The 16,917-nt window shown below is 51.6% G+C and carries 17 protein-coding genes; 15 read left to right on the forward strand and 2 right to left on the reverse strand.

Translation table 11 applies throughout. The annotated features are described in order from the left end of the window. The first annotated feature begins 306 nt into the window (after positions 1-306). The 14 genes from wecB (at position 307) to CAF65_RS27960 (ending at position 14,054) form a co-directional block, all read left to right on the forward strand. Positions 307-1,425 (forward strand): non-hydrolyzing UDP-N-acetylglucosamine 2-epimerase, encoded by a 1,119-nt coding sequence (wecB, locus tag CAF65_RS13585; RefSeq protein ID WP_085716723.1) that lies wholly within the window; start codon positions 307-309, stop codon positions 1,423-1,425. Between the two features lie 88 nt (positions 1,426-1,513). After that, the gene (wecC, locus tag CAF65_RS13590; protein ID WP_085716724.1) at positions 1,514-2,782 is read left to right on the forward strand and encodes a UDP-N-acetyl-D-mannosamine dehydrogenase; all 1,269 of its coding nucleotides are present in this window, start codon (positions 1,514-1,516) and stop codon (positions 2,780-2,782) included. A 157-nt stretch (positions 2,783-2,939) separates the two neighbouring features. Continuing rightward, positions 2,940-4,016 (forward strand): hypothetical protein, encoded by a 1,077-nt coding sequence (locus tag CAF65_RS13595; protein ID WP_085716725.1) that lies wholly within the window; start codon positions 2,940-2,942, stop codon positions 4,014-4,016. Beyond that, positions 4,013-5,206: a hypothetical protein gene (locus CAF65_RS27950; protein ID WP_143492104.1), complete on the forward strand. Its 1,194-nt coding sequence runs from the start codon at positions 4,013-4,015 to the stop codon at positions 5,204-5,206. The genes CAF65_RS13595 and CAF65_RS27950 overlap by 4 nt, the downstream gene beginning before the upstream one ends. Further along, positions 5,199-5,762: a hypothetical protein gene (locus tag CAF65_RS27955; protein ID WP_143492105.1), complete on the forward strand. Its 564-nt coding sequence runs from the start codon at positions 5,199-5,201 to the stop codon at positions 5,760-5,762. Before CAF65_RS27950 ends, CAF65_RS27955 begins: the two co-directional genes overlap by 8 nt. Beyond that, a complete protein-coding gene (locus tag CAF65_RS13605; RefSeq protein WP_085716727.1) occupies positions 5,759-6,760 on the forward strand; it encodes a glycosyltransferase family 4 protein in 1,002 nt (333 codons plus the stop codon). The genes CAF65_RS27955 and CAF65_RS13605 overlap by 4 nt, the downstream gene beginning before the upstream one ends. A 221-nt stretch (positions 6,761-6,981) precedes the next feature. Further along, positions 6,982-7,686: a WecB/TagA/CpsF family glycosyltransferase gene (locus CAF65_RS13610; protein ID WP_305880157.1), complete on the forward strand. Its 705-nt coding sequence runs from the start codon at positions 6,982-6,984 to the stop codon at positions 7,684-7,686. A 272-nt stretch (positions 7,687-7,958) separates the two neighbouring features. Further along, entirely contained in the window at positions 7,959-8,243 is a 285-nt protein-coding gene (locus CAF65_RS13615; RefSeq protein ID WP_085716729.1) for a hypothetical protein, read from the forward strand. Between the two features lie 88 nt (positions 8,244-8,331). Beyond that, on the forward strand, positions 8,332-9,444 hold the full coding sequence (locus CAF65_RS13620; protein ID WP_085716730.1) for a polysaccharide biosynthesis/export family protein: 1,113 nt from the start codon (positions 8,332-8,334) through the stop codon (positions 9,442-9,444). A gap of 13 nt (positions 9,445-9,457) precedes the next feature. Next, a complete protein-coding gene (locus CAF65_RS13625) occupies positions 9,458-10,117 on the forward strand; it encodes a YjbF family lipoprotein (RefSeq protein WP_085716731.1) in 660 nt (219 codons plus the stop codon). After that, positions 10,114-10,881, forward strand: a complete 768-nt coding sequence (locus CAF65_RS13630; protein WP_371919007.1) for a capsule biosynthesis GfcC family protein — start codon at positions 10,114-10,116, stop codon at positions 10,879-10,881. Before CAF65_RS13625 ends, CAF65_RS13630 begins: the two co-directional genes overlap by 4 nt. Then, entirely contained in the window at positions 10,878-12,962 is a 2,085-nt protein-coding gene (locus CAF65_RS13635) for a YjbH domain-containing protein (RefSeq protein ID WP_085716733.1), read from the forward strand. Before CAF65_RS13630 ends, CAF65_RS13635 begins: the two co-directional genes overlap by 4 nt. Then, positions 12,959-13,378 (forward strand): VanZ family protein, encoded by a 420-nt coding sequence (locus tag CAF65_RS13640; protein ID WP_178076691.1) that lies wholly within the window; start codon positions 12,959-12,961, stop codon positions 13,376-13,378. The genes CAF65_RS13635 and CAF65_RS13640 overlap by 4 nt, the downstream gene beginning before the upstream one ends. Then, on the forward strand, positions 13,344-14,054 hold the full coding sequence (locus CAF65_RS27960; RefSeq protein WP_143492107.1) for a hypothetical protein: 711 nt from the start codon (positions 13,344-13,346) through the stop codon (positions 14,052-14,054). Before CAF65_RS13640 ends, CAF65_RS27960 begins: the two co-directional genes overlap by 35 nt. A 35-nt stretch (positions 14,055-14,089) precedes the next feature. Here the strand turns inward: CAF65_RS27960 and CAF65_RS13650 are convergent, their stop codons facing one another. After that, positions 14,090-14,674: a hypothetical protein gene (locus CAF65_RS13650; RefSeq protein ID WP_085716734.1), complete on the reverse strand. Its 585-nt coding sequence runs from the start codon at positions 14,672-14,674 to the stop codon at positions 14,090-14,092. Between the two features lie 116 nt (positions 14,675-14,790). After that, complete coding sequence (locus CAF65_RS13655; protein WP_085717054.1) at positions 14,791-15,159, reverse strand: hypothetical protein; 369 nt, start codon at positions 15,157-15,159, stop codon at positions 14,791-14,793. Between the two features lie 477 nt (positions 15,160-15,636). Between CAF65_RS13655 and tal the strand changes: the two genes are divergently transcribed. After that, positions 15,637-16,563 (forward strand): transaldolase, encoded by a 927-nt coding sequence (gene tal / locus CAF65_RS13660; RefSeq protein WP_085716735.1) that lies wholly within the window; start codon positions 15,637-15,639, stop codon positions 16,561-16,563. The last annotated feature ends 354 nt before the right edge of the window (positions 16,564-16,917 follow it).

The raw sequence follows: 16,917 nt of genomic DNA on the forward strand, positions 1-16,917 counted from the left end.
TCAAGCAGAAGTTCATGGCGATAGCAATATCAACTCCGTCTTGCTACCTGCTGCTGAAAAGAGATGCAGACACATTAATAAATAATGACGCTCTCAGGGACTGGCAATTAATCCTGGGGCGGTAGCGTGGCAAAAATCAAATTCGTACTGCCCACGTCGATGGCTATCCGTTAATTCGGCGTATTTCTCTGGATCAACAAAGGTTGGGTCACCGTTGTTTTATACAACTTCGATCTGAAACGACATTTGTTAGTCAGTCCAAACATCCCTCCACCTTCAGTTACGAACATAGCAATGGATCGCCCTATGAAGACCTTATGCATTTTTGGTACCCGTCCTGAGGCCATTAAAATGGCTCCACTGGCGTTGGCGCTGGCGGCAGATGAACGCTTCGAGGCGAAAGTCTGCGTCACCGGCCAACACCGTGAAATGCTTGATCAAGTGTTGGGGTTATTTGCCATTGAGCCGAACTTCGACCTGAACATCATGAAACCCGGCCAGGACCTGACCGATGTGACCAGTGCTATCCTGCAAGGGCTGAAGAAGGTCCTGGCAGAATTCAAACCCGATATCGTGCTGGTTCACGGAGATACCGCCACCACCTTTGCTGCCAGCCTCGCGGCCTACTACCAGCAGATTCCGGTTGCGCACGTGGAAGCCGGTTTGCGCACGGGTAACCTCTACTCTCCGTGGCCGGAAGAAGGCAATCGCAAACTCACGGGGGCGTTGGCCAACCTGCACTTCGCGCCAACCGAAACGTCAAAAGCCAATCTGCTGCGCGAGGGCGTCAATCCAGACACTATCGTTGTCACTGGCAACACCGTGATTGACGCCCTGCTGGATGTGGTCAAACGTCTGGATCAGGACCAGGCACTGCTTGCCCAAGCCTCTGCACCGGCGGCCTTTCTGAACCCATCTCGAAAACTGATACTGGTAACAGGCCATCGCCGGGAAAGTTTCGGTGACGGCTTCGAGCGCATTTGTCAGGCGTTAATGGAGGTTGCCCAGCAACATCCAGAGGTTGATATCGTCTATCCCGTGCACCTCAATCCCAATGTGCGCGAGCCGGTCAATCGACTCCTGACCGGCATTCACAACATCTACCTGATCGAGCCCCTGGACTACCTGCCTTTCGTCCACATGATGAGCCGCGCGCACATCATCTTGACCGACTCCGGAGGCATCCAGGAGGAAGCGCCATCACTGGGCAAACCCGTGCTGGTGATGCGCGATACCACAGAACGGCCAGAGGCTGTTGCCGCAGGCACGGTAAAACTGGTCGGCACCGAAACCGCCGATATCGCCCGCGAGTTGAACCGCTTGCTGATCGATACAGCCGCCTACCAAACAATGAGTCGCGCCCATAACCCTTACGGCGACGGTATCGCCTGCCAGCGCATCATCGAGGCGCTGCTCGCTCGTTAACCCCCTCCCTTACTTAACAGCCGTGGCTTTGCCCGGCTGTTAGCTCGCTTGAACAACGTATCTACTCATCACCATTCAAGGACGCACCATGCCTTTCAAAACCATCTCCGTCATTGGTCTCGGGTATATCGGCTTGCCCACTGCGGCTGTCTTCGCTTCACGCAAAAAACAAGTGATCGGCGTCGACGTTAATCAAAATGCGGTCGATACCATCAACCGCGGTCAGATTCATATCGTCGAGCCAGACCTGGACATGGTTGTGCATGCGGCCGTGACTGAAGGCTACCTGCGCGCCACCACACGGCCAGAACCCGCCGATGCTTTTCTGATTGCCGTGCCTACGCCATTCAAGGGCGACCATGAACCGGACCTGAGCTACATCGAATCGGCCAGTAAAAACATCGCTCCGGTGTTGAAGAAAGGCGATCTGGTCATTCTTGAATCGACCTCCCCGGTGGGCGCTACCGAACAGATGGCCGCCTGGCTCGCCGAAGCGCGTCCAGACCTGAGCTTTCCGCAAACCCACGGTGAAAGCTCCGACATCCGTATTGCCCACTGCCCGGAACGTGTACTGCCCGGCCATGTGCTGCACGAGCTGGTACAGAACGACCGTGTTATCGGTGGCATGACACCGAAATGCTCCGCATTGGCCATCAGCCTTTACAAGATCTTCGTCCAGGGCGAATGCATCGTCACCAACGCCCGCACTGCGGAAATGTGCAAACTCACCGAGAACAGCTCTCGCGATGTGAGCATCGCATTCGCCAACGAACTCTCGATGATTTGCGACAAGCTGGATATCAACGTCTGGGAACTGATCCGCCTGGCCAACCGCCACCCAAGGGTCAATATCCTACAACCTGGTCCCGGGGTTGGCGGACACTGCATTGCAGTTGATCCGTGGTTTATCGTCAGTAAAACTCCAGAACAGGCGCGCCTGATTCGAACGGCTCGCGAAGTGAATGACAGCAAGCCACAATGGGTGATTGACAAGGTCAAACTGGCGTTAGCCGAGTTTCTGCAAGCCAACCCGGATAAAACTGCGCGGGAGGTGTCGATTGCGTGCTTCGGATTAGCGTTCAAACCAGATATTGATGACTTGAGGGAAAGTCCAGCCCTGTTTATTGCCACTGAGATCGCAGCAACGCATTCAGGGCAAGTAGTCGCAGTGGAACCGAATGTTCAGACATTACCAGATACGTTAAACAAAAAACTATCACTCAACACCCTTGAACAAGCATTGACAGAGTCAGACATAGTCGTGATTCTAGTTGACCACAAGGAGTTCAAAGAAGCTAAATCACAAATTTTCGCGAGCAACCACATAGTTGATGCACGCGGACTAATTAGCAACTAACACGACAAACAACCAGCTACTAACCCCTCTTCCCCATACACAATCACATCTAAAACGATGGCCAAGTTTTAATATTGGCCATCGCTTAGGCACGATAACATCATCAACAACTAAAATCCCAAGCCTCAACAAGCCCAAACAAGATGAGAAACAAACAATGCAGTACATAATCAGACTTTCCATCGATCAAGGGCTGTCATCACTATCGCTATTTATTTTCTCCATTACGCTAGCCCGCGAATTTGGCGCTGCAGATTTTTCAATATATGCAATTGCTCTAAGCACGAGCCTAATGGTGACAGCAATATTTAATTCCGCATACATCGAGCCCACAGCAATAAAGGGGAAAGGAGGACTTTCCCGAGGAACAATAATTACAAAACTATCGATGCTAAGCCTAACAGCATCGATCCTTTGTCTATTTTTCATAGAGCAGTCTCAATTTTTCCCGGTACTGGCATTCACCCTAGGAAACTCTGCACTATTCACAGTCAGAAGAATTAACGCACTAAACGGCGAGCACAACAAACTAACACTAGTATCTGCAACCAGCTTCGCCCTGACCATGACATCACTATGGTTACTCAACTACACGCAAGCATCGCTATCTTTATGGCTTATAACCTATGGAGTGCTAGGCGTAACATACCTGCTGTTTTTACCCATAACAAAATACGAAAACAAAGAGAAAATCGCCGCTGACTTAAGCAGCCTAGTTACAGCAATCATGCTATGGATATGCAGTAACTATTTCTTTTATTACTTACCAGCTGTCGGCCGAGCCGATGAAAGCGGCCAACTTAGAATCATTTATACTTTATTCATGCCCATTCTCCAAGCGGGCACAATAGCAGGATCTTTTCTTATATCGAAAAAATCAACCCACAACGCCGCCTTCCCTATAATCCTGTCACTTACAGCAGCCTATGGAATAATACTAACAGCTATAGGCTCTGAGACAATCCAAAGCATTACCAAGATCCCCATAACCACGCAAGAGCTTGTATATGCCACACTCTTAGCAGCTGCCAATAGCAGCTCTGGCCTATCATCAATATCACTACGAATGCAGAAGCATATCACTCCGATCCTTACCTCTAGCACCATTTCAGCATTAACTCTTATTATAATTGGTTTTTTTGCAAAAACTTTAAATGAAATTATGATATGCATTACACTAAGCTTTTTATTAAGCATTGCTCTTTCGCAAGCCATTAGGCGCATGCACAAGTGAAAATATCAAAAATCATCATGCCTGCCATCCTTTTATTCTCGCTCGACAGCTTGATAAAAATCAATCTTGAAGACTTCAGGATTCACATATCGCACCTCCTGCTGATAATAGCGATGGCGCTAAGCGCGATATCAACTAGAAAATGGCTTAAACAATATGCCCGCCAAAATAGAACCATTATCTTCTTACTTATTTATCTTTCGCTTCATGCCTTTATCGCCACAGACCTAAAAACATACATAGTTGTACTTTCGTACTTTATCCTAGCCATAATGACGCACGCTGCAATTTTTACATACGCAAACAAAATCAACTTCAACTTATTTTTTAAGCGAACCCTAACCCTGTTAGTGGCAACCGGATTCGCTCAGTATTTGTTGTACGTAGTCTTTAACTATCAAATTTCACTAGGCGGCCTTTCTGACACTTATTACATCGATGGCGGCAGTATTGCCAATCGCATGCGAGGCTTTTTCCTTGAGCCTAACTGGTATGGTCTATATTTAGCTTCAGCTTTTATAGGATATATAATGACCACGCATGAAAAACGGCCTTCTACTCTCCTGATCGCCCTATCTTTTACGTGCCTATATTTAAGTGAAAATAGGCTAACGCTATACTTCGTCTTGCTGTCTACTTCTATATTTTTTTACGAAAAACACGCCCACAAAATCCAAAAACATCTCCTCATCACCGTATGCCTCGCCCCAATAATATTTCTTTTAGCGCTAACCTTTAGTGATACCTTATCTGGCGCAGCTGGAGATGATCGATCAGTATCTGCAAGAAGCGTTACAGTCCTTAAGACAGCAACTTATATCGAAAAGAATTTTTCGCTACCTTCATTACTATTTGGCAATGGCCTTTCTACCTGGGGGGAAGTCGCTTACCAAGAAAACCTATCATCTCGGGCAAGTCCAGAAAAAAGCAAAACATCACGTGATACAAGCGAATCTTATGTAGTGGTGTTTGAACTTGGATTAGTGGGTGCTTTTCTATTTTTTCTTGACTTTTACGCGACATGCAACATGACAACTAAAAGGACTGAAAAAACGCAAATGATAATTCTGGTCTCCCTGGTGTTTTGCGCGGCCTTTTATTACCCTACATTTTATTTCATGATGTATCTAGCACCATACTTTGCTGCCAGAACCTATTGCTCACCAAGAAGTGAATTACGACATGTTTAATCTTATCAACTCCGACCTTAAATTTATTGCGCAAAACAAAGGCCTAGATCCTTCTAGCATCTCGGCAAAATTCAGATGTGCGCTCTCCCCATCTTTTATTTGCTCTTTTTTATACCGTGTATCACACCAAATTCATTCCTTAAAAATCCCACTACTAGCAAAATTAATATGGTGGGTTAACTTTCTGCTATTTAAGGTTGACATTGATTACAGAGCAAAGCTCTACAGCGGGATATACATGCCACACCCCATAGGAATAGTGATTGGAGACGGAGTTCTTTCCACCGCCAATATGAAAATCATGCAAGGTAGTACTTTGGGTGGTAATTTAGGCCGCACCTCATGCATAAACGACAAAACAATAAAACAACCACATTTTTTTGCGGATAGCTTTATCGGCATCAACTCTGTTGTTCTCGGCCCGCTGGTTTTCGAGAAAAGTGTTTGCGTAGCAGCAAACGCTATTGTCACTAAACAAATGCAGGCTGGACTCTTATATGGAACAAACGAACAAAAACCACTAACCTCTCAGCATCAAGAGAGTTTTTTCAAATGAAGCGAATATTACATCTCATAAATGATGCAACTCCGTTACGAGGCGGCGCGCAACGAATTTTAGCAATTCTAAGAAAAGACGATGCAACCCAAGAAAAAGAAACGTTTAGCTTTAGCAAACATAGACAAGACAACCTTTGCGACAAATACAATATTATCGGAGGGGGGAATTGGTTTTTTAAAGTCCTACAGATTTCAATCCAATTGAAACCCGAATGGATCATTATTCACTCTCGATTTTATTTGCCCTTGGCACCAATTCTTAGTTTTTTTGGAATTAAGACTTGTTTCTACGCCCATGCAGATTACAAATCAAAAAAAATCCTATTTCGAATCTTTAAAACTGATAAATACATCGCAGTTTCCGAAACCGTCCGCGACGGATTTATTAAAATAGGAATCCCTTCTCACAAGATAAAACTAATTAAAAACCCTATAACGGCCGACACTTCCGTATACCCAGATTATCCGGCGAACACCATAGACCTAAGCTATATAGGCGGGCTTCATCCTTGGAAGGGCATTCTGGAGCTAATAGATTATATTGCGCTATCTGACGCCAATATTCGATTAACTATTATAGGTGACGGCCCGTTAAAAGAGCAGATTTTAGAAAAAATCAAACACTTGCCTGGCAATATAAACTTAACTCTTCTAGGTGAGATTGAAAGCCCTTTCACAAAGATTGCGCACTGCCATATAAACATCATGCCTTCTCTTGAAGAAGGTTTCGGCTTAGTAGCAATTGAATCAATGTACCACGGCAGAATTTTAATCCACTCTGATGTCCCCGCACTGAAAGAACTATGCTTCCACGACGATTTGTCAATTTCTTTCAGTCACGCCAATCCTTCATCGTTTTTAACAGCACTCAATAATGCTATCAACTTATCGAAACAAGAAATTCGAATAAAAACCCTCATCGACCGAAGTAGCTTGATAGCTAATCAGTATGGCATGCAACTATTCCTGGAAAAGTATCGAGCAGCATTAAAATAATCAACACGAAACACTGACAACTACCACTTCATTCTCCATCAATTAATCTATTTATTAGGCGAGTTGATAGCCAACCGCAAAATTAGAGCATTTAACAATACTCACAGCTATAAATTTTCGTGCAACACATAGAATGCTGCCACATCGCTGACGTGATTTATCCAAATACTATAGGAATACTGAATTTCATCATGAAGAGAATTGAGGTACTGGATTGCCCCATGGATGTCGCCTCCATGGACAACACCGTCGAAACAATTCGTAGCGCGATTACTGCCGGCCAGTTCACCCAGCACGTGGTAGTGAATGTCGCCAAGCTTGTAAACATGCGTGACGACCCTCAGTTGAGCGAGTCTGTTCGTTCTTGCGACATCATCAATATCGACGGCATGGGTGTGGTGCTGGGAGCCCGCTTTCTCGGCCACTCAGTGCCCGAACGCGTCGCGGGTGTCGACCTGTTTCATGAATTGCTGGCGATGAGCGCGACCAACCAATTTTCAGTGTTTTTGTTGGGTGCCAAGGACGACGTCGTTTCCACCGCCGCCAGCAAGGTGAAGGCGCTTTACCCTGGGCTGAAAGTCGCCGGATATCACCATGGCTATTTCTGGGATGACGAAGCCGCGCTGGTCGAGAAGGTTCGAGCCTCAGGTGCGCAGTTGCTGTTCGTCGCCATCACCTCGCCGATGAAAGAAAACTTTATCAACCGCTGGCGCGATCAGTTGGGGGTCACCTTTGTCATGGGGGTAGGCGGAACGTTCGATGTGGTCGCGGGGAAAGTAAAGCGCGCGCCGCAATGGATGCAGAAGTACGGGCTGGAATGGCTGTACCGCGTTATCCAGGAACCCGGCAGGATGTGGAAGCGCTACTTGACCACCAACAGCAAGTTTGCCTGGTTGCTCATCAAAGAAAAGCTCAAGCGGTCTTGAATATCATCGCCGTACTCGTGGCGTGGCCGGGCAATGTTAGAAATGGTGACTACGCGTTATAAAACGTCAGACCTGTCGGGCGTCCTACACAGGTATTCTTAGGGCAATAATCGCAGGATAAATCTCACTGAGGAATGGCCCAAAGGTCCACTCTCATCGAGTTCGAATCAATACTATCCTTAACGTTAATGGACGCTCAGAGTTTTTGGCCCCGCACGCTCGCTTCTTAGTTTCACCGCCAATACCGACGATGCATCAAAAAGGAATCCACCATGACCAAACTACTTGCTTCCGCTCTAATGCTTTCTTTAAGTGCCTCCGTTATGGCCGCTGAGCCTTCCGCAGCGTCTTCTGCTCCAGGCACAGCTGTAAAACCCGCAGCAAACGCTCCATTGAATCTGTCCACCCCCCTCGTGGGCAGCCTGACCACAGGGACTGCTCTCGGCATCGGCGCGGCGGTTGTAGCCGGTGCTGCTGCTCTGTCATCCAGTGGTGGCAGCAGCAACAACAATGGCGGCGGAACAACCGGCACTACCGGCACCACCGGCACACGCTAAGCGCACCGCAAGGTCGATAGCCTTCTACCACCCGGAGCAATCCGGGTGGTTCCGTTCTGACGTGTTCCTTCCACAAGTGTCCTCAATCATGATTCGTAGTTTGTCGCTCGCTGTGCTTGCAGGTATAGCCCTGCAAGGCTGTATGTTCTCACCCGGTCAACACCTGGATACCAGCCAGGTCGGCCGTGATGGCTCACCGGAAAGCAGTCGGATCGAATTGATTCCGATAACGCCCAAACTGATTGCCCAGAACGCGGCGACAAAAGTGCAAGCCTCGGTGCCCGCCGAGTTGTTGGCGTACAAGCCGGGGGCTTACCGGATTGGCGCCAACGATGTGTTGTACATCACTGTGTGGGACCACCCCGAGTTGACTGCACCATCGGGTACGCAACAGCAAATTGATGCGAACGGGCGCCTGGTACGCCCGGACGGCACCATGTTTTACCCCTATATCGGCAATATTCACGCCGCAGGTAAAACCATCGAGGAGCTTCGCGGTTTTATTGCCGAGCGCCTGACACAATTCGTCGACAGCCCCCAGGTTGACTTGAGTGTCTTGCGGTTCGCCAGTCAAAAAGTCGTTATTTCCGGTGCGATTTTGAAAGCCGGTCAACAGCCCATCACCACTTCGCCGCTCAGTGTCGTCGAAGCTATCAGCACCGCCGATGTCGACCCATTGAATGCCGACCTTGCCGGCCTGACACTGACCCGGGAAGGACGGGAGTACCCGCTGGACCTGGACTCGCTTAACAGCAAAGGCTCGCAGTTGCATAACGTCTATTTGAAAGACGGCGATCAGTTGTACCTGCCCTATAACGACCGCAAGAAGATCTACGTCATGGGCGAGGTCAACCAGCCTCGGGCGCTCACGTTCAAAATCAATCGGATGAATCTGGCGGATGCGGTTGGAACGGTCGGTGGACTGAACCAGGCCACATCCAACGGTAATGCGCTGTATGTCATTCGAGGTGCCGAGAACCTTGAAACCGAGCCGGCAAAAGTCTTTCAACTGGACGCCGAATCGCCTACCGCCTTCGCTATCGCCAGCCGCTTCGATCTGCAACCCCAGGACATTGTCTACGTCGGCCCTGCAGGCGTGACCCGCTGGAACCGCTTGATCAGCCAGTTACTGCCCTCGGCCACTATCCTGGGTACCGGAGCAGCGGCTACAAACAATCTTAGTGAAGCCAGCAGTCGATAAGGTTTGAGCCGCTTTGAAAACTTTGCGTAACAGCTCATGCCTGGCTGTGGGTTTACTGTTGTGTGGCTGCAATCCGTTGATGCAGGCGTCCCTGGATACCTTTAAAGCCTCCGCATTGGGCGTGCAACCGCTGGAAGTGACTGCGGCGCAAGTGGAGGCCGTGCCCTATGCGCAGATCAAGGTCACCACGGACTCCAGCGAAGGTGTGTTGGCGAAGCTTCGCCAGCAGGGCGACCTGGAGTTCTGGGTCGCCTCCGGCAAGCAGGTGTTGTTGATGCGCGATGGCCTGGTCGTGCGCAGCGTCGGCCTGGGCATCAATCTCGATGGCACGCGCTTCGACGGTGAGTCGCCGTTCAAGCTTGGCTTGCAGCGATTGCCCGACGGTTACAGCAGTACCCGCTGGATTGATGTCTATCAGGGTCCGCGTGTCGGACTGGCGGTCAACAGTCGTTTCAGCCGACAAGACATCGAAAACGTCACCATCCTCGACAAGGACTATGCGCTGCTGCGCATAGACGAACGCATCGACATCCCCGAGCTGGGATTCAAGGCCACCAACCGTTTTTGGGTCAGGCCTGACGATGGCTTGATCCTGCAGAGCGAACAACATCTCACGCCGGAACTTTTCTTGAAGATTGTGCAATTGCGCCCTGATCGGGAGACGGCTCGGTGAGATTTTCGAAAACGCTGTCGGCTTGCCTGTTGCTGGCAAGTTCTGCGATGACTCAGGCCGCTGTCTCGGTCACGGGTGATGTAAAAAACGCCGGATCCTTCGCGTTCGAGCCAGGTGCTCGCTTGCTCGATGCCGTCAACCAGGGACGCCCGAACGCCGAAAGTTACTGGCTGGCCGCCGCCTGGCTGCATCAACCACTGCTGGAGCAGCAAACCCGCCTTAAAGCCGGTGTGCTGTTCGATCTGAAATTGCTGCAACGTGGCGCCTTGCTGGAAGAAAAAAGCAGCCTTGCGGCCCTGGCTGCACGCCTGTTTGAACAGGTCAGCCGACTGCCCGTCACCGGCCGAAAAGTCGCGGTGCTCGACCCCGTGGCACTGGAGGTCGCGTTCGCCCGCAATTACCCGCTCAATGACGGCGACCAGCTGATTTACCCTCTACGCCCGACTACGGTCACTGTTGTGGGCGCCGTTGAACAGCCCTGCAGCCTGCCTTATCGCGCCCTGCAGCCAGCCCATGAATATCTCGAAAGCTGTCTGCCGGTGACCGACGCAGATGCCGACTACCTGTGGTTGATTCAGCCCGATGGCCAGGTCCAGCGAGCCGGCATCGCCGCCTGGAACCGTGAAGACGGGGTGATTGCCGCCGCCGGCAGCACAATTCTGGTGCCTGTGCGAAACGATAATCCGGATCTGCCCACCCCCGACTTGAACGAACAGATGGCCCAGTTTCTCGCCACCCAACCGCTGCCCGAGGTGGCCCCTTGAAGTTACGTTTTGCCGCCGTAGTGTTGTTACCCTACAGCCTGGCTCATGGCGAGCCGCGTTTTACCCAGAATGATTTCGGTGGTGTGGGTTTGTTGCAAACCCCCACCGCACGGATGGCACCCGCTGGCGAATTCAGCTTGAACGCCAACCGCACAGACCCTTATTCGCGCTATAGCATTTCAATACAGCCCCTTGATTGGCTGGAAGGCACTTTCCGTTACACCGCTATCAGCAATCGTAAATACGGGGTCGAGGCACTCAGTGGCGACCAGAGCTATAAAGACAAGGCGGTCGATGTCAAAGCCCGCCTCTGGCAAGAAAGCCATTGGCTACCCGAAGTCGCGCTCGGTTTTCGCGATGTCGGGGGTACCGGCCTGTTTTCCAGCGAATACTTTGTGGCGAATAAACGTTACAACGATCTGGATTTCAGCCTGGGCGTTGCTTGGGGCTACATCGGTAACCGCGGGGATTTCGAGAACCCGCTGGGGTACCTCGATGAGCGCTTTGATACACGCCCGGTAAACACGGGCGCGGACGCGGGCAACGTCAATACCGGCTCGTACTTTCGAGGCTCGCCCGCGTTGTTTGGTGGTGTTTCCTATCAGACGCCCTGGTCGCCCTTGAGCCTGAAACTCGAGTTCGACGGTAACGACTACAAGCACGAGCCGCTGGACAGTAGCCAGAAGCAGGACTCGCCCATCAACATTGGGGCGGTCTTCAAACTGAGTGACTCTGTCGATTTGACCGCCGGTTGGGAGCGCGGCAATACCGCGTTGTTCGGCATCACTTTTCATACCAATTTCGCCAGCCGCAAGGCGCCGGCCAAGCGCTACGACCCTGCCATCGAAGCGCTTCCGACAAGTGCGCCGACTACGCCGCTCGATCAGGTCGACTGGGCCGGGGTTTCCAAACGACTGGAAAACAATGCAGGTTACAAGGTTGAGCGTATTGCTCAGCGCGATTCCGAGCTGATTGTGTATGGCGAACAGTCGCGCTACTTCTACTCAGCCAAAGGCGTTGGCCGGGCCAGCCGGATTCTGGACAACAGCGCGAATGACGAAATCGACTGGTTCACGCTGGTGAACAAGCGTTACGACATGCCCGTGGAAGAAACCAGTGTGCCGCGCGAAACCTTCCGGGAAGTGGTGAACAACCGGCAAGACCTTACAGACCTGCACCGCACCACCGAAGTGAACCGGGCCACGCCACACATTGAAAACACGCTGTACACCCAGGCCCTCGAGCGTTTTACCTATGGTATCGGCCTGGGTTACAAGCAAAACATTGGTGGTCCCGACGGTTTGCTGTACCAATTGACCGCGGATGTGGACGCAGAATACCGCTTTACCCGCAGCACGTGGACGAGCGCGGTCATAAGCACCAACCTCCTGAACAACTTCGATAAGTTCAAGTACGACGCGCCGAGCAACCTGCCCCGCGTGCGGACCGATTTGCGCAAGTACGTCATCACCTCCGATGTAACGATGCCGACATTTCAGCTCAACCATGCCAAGCAACTCGATCAAGACCTGTATGGCATGGTGTATGGCGGCTATCTGGAGTCAATGTTCGCCGGGGTCGGTGGTGAATTGCTGTACCGCCCCATGGGCGAGCGCTGGGCCTTGGGTGCTGACTTGAACTATGTACGCCAGCGTGAGTTTGACCAGGGGTTTGGCCTGCGCGGGTACAAGACCGTGACCGGTCACATCACTACCTATACGGAACTGCCGTTCGATTTGCAGGCGGCGGTCAGTGTCGGACGTTACCTGGCGCGCGATTGGGGTGCCACGTTTGATGTGTCGCATGAATTCAGTAACGGCGTGAAGTTCGGTGGCTGGGTCACCCGTACTACGGCCTCGTCTGAAGAGTTCGGCGAGGGCAGCTTCGACAAAGGTATCTATATCTCGGTCCCCTTCGACGAGTTGATGAGCGTTTCCACGATGCGTCGCGCCAACCTGGTCTGGGCTCCGCTGACTCGCGACGGCGGCGCGCGTCTGAACCGCCAGTATTCGCTGCACACCATGACCGATGGCCGCGACAAAGATGCGTTCTATAAAAACTTTGAGAAAATTACCGAATGAGTTCGTTATTCCTCGGTGTCGCACAACTTCCCCAATGGATACGAACGCTGTTTTTCATCAGCGTTGGCCTGGTCTTGCTGGCAGCCGGGTTGCGCGCGCAACCCATTCCCGAAGCCTTTGCCCAGGAAGACAAGCTGCATCACTTGGTTGGTTTTTTCGCGTTGTCGTTTAGTTGCCGGCTGGCCTTCCCTCGGGTCAAGGTGCACTGGATCGCCTTGGGCTGTCTGCTGACGGGGATCCTGATCGAGTATGCACAAGGACTGATGCCGCTGCGCACGGCATCACCTTACGACGCCTTGGCGAATGCTGTCGGTGTGTTGACCGGCTTGATTGCGTGGCGCTGGATGTTTCATTGGTCGTACAAGCAGCCAGAAGCTCTCGATGAAATGCATCGCATTACAGAGCGAAACCGTTAGGCAGCCGGTCAAACAGTCCACTGAGTTCCTGGACACTCAAGACTATGGCTTCGTCCGTGAGCATAGCGAGAGCACGCCTGCAAACATCAAAACACCGAATCGACGCAAACAATTTCTGTTATGCGATTTTGTACAAGAAAGGCCTGTAAACGGAATTTTTCAGCTCTTGGGTGCCGCGTTTCCGAGCGGCCATCAATCTTTTGCTAGGCAGACCACTATGAACACTTCCAGATCACCGATCGACTCTGTCTATAAATCGCTGGACCCTTTTGCACCGGGCAATATGGCTTTGGGGCAGAAGCTCACCGAGGGCAACAGTGGGTTGATGGCCTGGTTGCGGACCTACGAAAGTGCTCCCTCCACTATCACCCCACAGCCAAAGTTGTTGGTGGAGCGCATAGGGCTCTTTCCTTCCTCAGGTGATATTCGGCGCATGGTCGGTAATCCCGTTGCGGTACTCGAGCACTTGCGAACCCTGTATGCCAGTGAAGCACTGGATGTGGATGACAGTGACGGCCTAAGCCTGACGTTCGCTGAATGGCGCTTCAAGATCTGCCCATCGGAGAGCGAGATCCTGTTGAAGGTTGAGAGTCGAGGCGATGTTGCGCTGATGCAGAAAAAGACTGCAGAGCTGCTGGATCGGATCGAAGACAAAAATAACAGTGAACCCTGGTGACGCCACTTCGCCAGAATTCACGATCGAAGCAAAACCTACAACCTTGACGATTCGCCGCGAGTACGCCAGTGAGGTTGCATGAATGCCCTTTCTGCCCCCGAAAGAGTGACTGCGAAAGAGTTCAAGAGCTTCTCAGCTGTATATTTTGGAATGCTCGTACTCAGCATGATAATCGCCAGCCCCAGCATGAGGGCCGTCCGGGGAATTTTGCGGACTTCCTTTCTCTCCAGCCTGAAAAGAAATACGCAAGCCGCGGCTGACCCCACCACCGCCCCGGCAATGGCTTCCGGCAGAGGATGAATCGTCTGCCCGACATACTGGACGCTGAACCACCAGGTCGACAGCAGCCCCGCGCCCAGCGCCAGCCATCGAAGCCGATGGTCCAGTTGACGGAACAGCAAACTCAGCACAACGGTCGACACCAGGCAGGCGTTCATTGCGTGGCCACTGATGACCGCGATGTCCAGGCTTTCCAGGCCGATTCCCCAGCCCTTGAACAGCACTTTACTGAGACCTACGACGAAATAGGCTATGAACAGTACGCCTAGCCAAAAGAGGGCGAGTTTTCTCGATGCCGTGCACCATAACCAAGCAGCGACGACCATGGCCGCTGGAAGCATGACGGTGATTCCAGCGTATTGTGCGATGTACAGTTTTGAGTCCAATCTACTTCCTCACGCCTCATGCAATTTTCCAGTGTAATGGCCACTGGGCGCGTGTTCAGAAGACTCAATGCTCATCGATCCGAAAAGCACTTCAGACGGTTCTCTACAACAACCACCGAATAACTTGCGATGTGCATTGCCAGTCCATCCTCTATCAGGGCTTCCAGCAAGGCAGCTTGTGCCGCGAAGCGCAGGTCGCGGTTGAGTTTTCGAGACGCGTGCATCTGATCGATCAGGACATGCGTGACTTGATAAGGGGTGTTGACTCTCAGGCGCCCCAACCAGACGGGGATTTTTTTTGCGCTTTTGGATTGTCCGATACTCAGCACGCAGGTCGCCTTGTCCGAAGCCGTGCCTTTCGAAACCTCCATGATTTCTTCAAACACGCCGGTCAGTTTTTTTAGTGCGTAGCCAAGCATCAAATCATCAAACGCATCCAAAAACATATTCCTCTTCACGTTGTGAAGTTATTTCTACAAACACACATTCGCGATTATTACATTACACTTTATTTTATATATGTACTGGACGTATTCTAACGATCAAGACCTCTGCCAGATAACATTACATTTGTTAGCTCAAAGACCAACTTGGCCAAGGTATTAATTGACTTTTTATAACAATTATTGAGCCCGCAATCGAACTATATAGACTTCAACGATATCGGTAATTACACGCAAGATGCCGCGAGAATTATCAAAAGACTCGGGAACCAGATGATCTTATTGCAAGGCGTTAACCGTCAGGTCAGTTGAACCTGTGAGCCTGCCTGGCATCCTATCTACCGATACCACGCCCAGCCTTTCAAACAGCCGTTTTCAGGTTGTTGCCGCAGGGGCCGCCGATACACGTACACGCCCTTGAGTGGCTGTCAGCGCTCGGGTAATGTCATCAGACCCATAGGACAGAGCACGCCCATGACTTCCAAGCTGGAACAACTCAAACAAATGACAACCGTGGTTGCCGACACCGGCGACTTCGAAGCTATCGCTCGCGTTAAACCCGTGGACGCCACCACCAACCCTTCTCTGCTGCTCAAGGCCGCAGCTATTCCTGCGTATGCCGATCTGCTGAACGCCTGCGTCAAAGACTGCAAGGGCGATGTCGGCCTGGCCAGTGACCGTTTTGGCGTGGCCGTGGGGCAAGAAATCCTGAAAGTGATCCCGGGCCGTATTTCCACCGAAGTGGATGCGCGTCTGTCGTTCGACACTGACGCCATGTTGAAGCGCGCGCATCGCCTGATCGAGCTGTACGACAAGGCTGGCATTGGCCGCGACCGCGTGCTGATCAAGATTGCATCCACCTGGGAAGGCATCCGCGCTGCCGAAATTCTGGAAAAGGAAGGCATCCAGACCAACCTGACCCTGCTGTTCTCCTTCGCTCAGGCAGCCGCCTGTGCCGATGCAGGGGTGTTCCTGATTTCGCCGTTCGTAGGCCGTATCTATGACTGGTACAAGAAAGCCAACGGCAACGACTACACCGGCGCGGATGATCCGGGCGTGCAGTCGGTGACGCGCATCTACAACTACTACAAGGCCAATGACTACAAGACCGTGGTCATGGGGGCGAGCTTCCGCAATCTGGGCCAGATCGAACAACTGGCCGGCTGCGACCGCCTGACCATCAGCCCGGACCTGATCGACAAGCTGGCAGCGGATACCGGCAAGCTGGAGCGCAAACTGGTGCCGGGCCATGCCGGTGAAGCGCGCTTGAGCCTCAACGAATCGCAGTTCCGCTGGCTGTCCAACGAAGATGCGATGGCGACCGAAAAACTGGCTGAAGGCATTCGTCAGTTCGCGCGGGATCAGGAGAAGCTCGAGGCGTTGTTGCAGGCCAAGCTGTGATCTGATTGGGTGCAATGCAAAAGGGCGAACCCTGGTGGGTTCGCCCTTTTTTATGGTTCTTCTCGGATTGTCGGGAAAGTTTTTTTGCTCTGTAGCTGTAAGTGCTGCGAGCTTATCCATTTGCCAGGGTGGCGCTGAATCACCTCGGCAAATGGATAAGCTCACAACTCACAAAACCAACGCCAACGCCAACGCCAACGCCAATCTTCCCCGGTAATCCGTGATGAACCTTTTTTATGGCTGCAGGGTAATTTGTGCTGCTAACACAAATGCCTTCGCGAGCAGGCTCGCTCCCAAAGAGGGGATCTGTGTCGTGGCGAAGATCGCGTATTAAACGAAGAACCTGTGGGAGCG

The organism is Pseudomonas sp. B28(2017) (assembly GCF_002113025.1).
Taxonomy (GTDB): Bacteria; Pseudomonadota; Gammaproteobacteria; order Pseudomonadales; family Pseudomonadaceae; genus Aquipseudomonas.

Bases quoted from the DNA above. Each gene is read 5' to 3' on its own strand.
- wecB (WP_085716723.1), top strand. From the start codon at position 307: ATGAAGACCTTATGCATTTTTGGTACCCGTCCTGAGGCCATTAAAATG.
- wecC (WP_085716724.1), top strand. From the start codon at position 1,514: ATGCCTTTCAAAACCATCTCCGTCATTGGTCTCGGGTATATCGGCTTG.
- CAF65_RS13595 (WP_085716725.1), top strand. From the start codon at position 2,940: ATGCAGTACATAATCAGACTTTCCATCGATCAAGGGCTGTCATCACTA.
- CAF65_RS27955 (WP_143492105.1), top strand. From the start codon at position 5,199: ATGTTTAATCTTATCAACTCCGACCTTAAATTTATTGCGCAAAACAAA.
- CAF65_RS13605 (WP_085716727.1), top strand. From the start codon at position 5,759: ATGAAGCGAATATTACATCTCATAAATGATGCAACTCCGTTACGAGGC.
- CAF65_RS13610 (WP_305880157.1), top strand. From the start codon at position 6,982: ATGGATGTCGCCTCCATGGACAACACCGTCGAAACAATTCGTAGCGCG.
- CAF65_RS13615 (WP_085716729.1), top strand. From the start codon at position 7,959: ATGACCAAACTACTTGCTTCCGCTCTAATGCTTTCTTTAAGTGCCTCC.
- CAF65_RS13620 (WP_085716730.1), top strand. From the start codon at position 8,332: ATGATTCGTAGTTTGTCGCTCGCTGTGCTTGCAGGTATAGCCCTGCAA.
- CAF65_RS13640 (WP_178076691.1), top strand. From the start codon at position 12,959: ATGAGTTCGTTATTCCTCGGTGTCGCACAACTTCCCCAATGGATACGA.
- CAF65_RS27960 (WP_143492107.1), top strand. From the start codon at position 13,344: ATGAAATGCATCGCATTACAGAGCGAAACCGTTAGGCAGCCGGTCAAA.
- CAF65_RS13650 (WP_085716734.1), bottom strand. From the start codon at position 14,674: ATGCTTCCAGCGGCCATGGTCGTCGCTGCTTGGTTATGGTGCACGGCA.
- tal (WP_085716735.1), top strand. From the start codon at position 15,637: ATGACTTCCAAGCTGGAACAACTCAAACAAATGACAACCGTGGTTGCC.